Below are 366 nucleotides of genomic sequence, written 5' to 3'. Positions count from 1 at the left end.
GTTTTGTCAGCTTTCCAAATTGTTAAAGAGCTAATCACTTCTAATGAAGTAACCATTTTTAAAAACTCTCAAGAGAGAATGTTTAAAGATGGTATCCCGTAGGGGAGTCGAACCCCTGTTACCGCCGTGAAAGGGCGGTGTCCTAGGCCTCTAGACGAACGGGACACTGTAGAATGCTTTGCAAAATACAAAACAATATAGCTAGTGGTGGAGCTAATCGGGATCGAACCGATGACCTCTTCGCTGCCAGCGAAGCGCTCTCCCAGCTGAGCTATAGCCCCACATAAATCGCTTCAGCATTTTATGCAGAACCAATCTTTGCTCTGAAATCTAAACCATATCAATCTGTGTGGACACTCATCGTGA

General features: G+C 44.5%; 2 tRNA genes. Both read right to left on the bottom strand.

Annotated elements, in window-relative coordinates:
* Positions 1 to 89: 89 nt before the first annotated feature.
* A tRNA-Glu gene (locus tag OH459_RS28200) sits at positions 90 to 165 on the bottom strand.
* A gap of 40 nt (positions 166 to 205) precedes the next feature.
* Positions 206 to 281, bottom strand: a tRNA-Ala gene (locus tag OH459_RS28195).
* Positions 282 to 366: the final 85 nt, after the last annotated feature.

This window comes from Vibrio sp. MM46, from assembly GCF_027587135.1.
GTDB classification, from domain to species: Bacteria; Pseudomonadota; Gammaproteobacteria; order Enterobacterales; family Vibrionaceae; genus Vibrio; species Vibrio harveyi.
The sequence above is the reverse complement of the archived record's forward strand: the minus strand, read 5'-3'. Positions and strand labels throughout refer to the sequence as shown.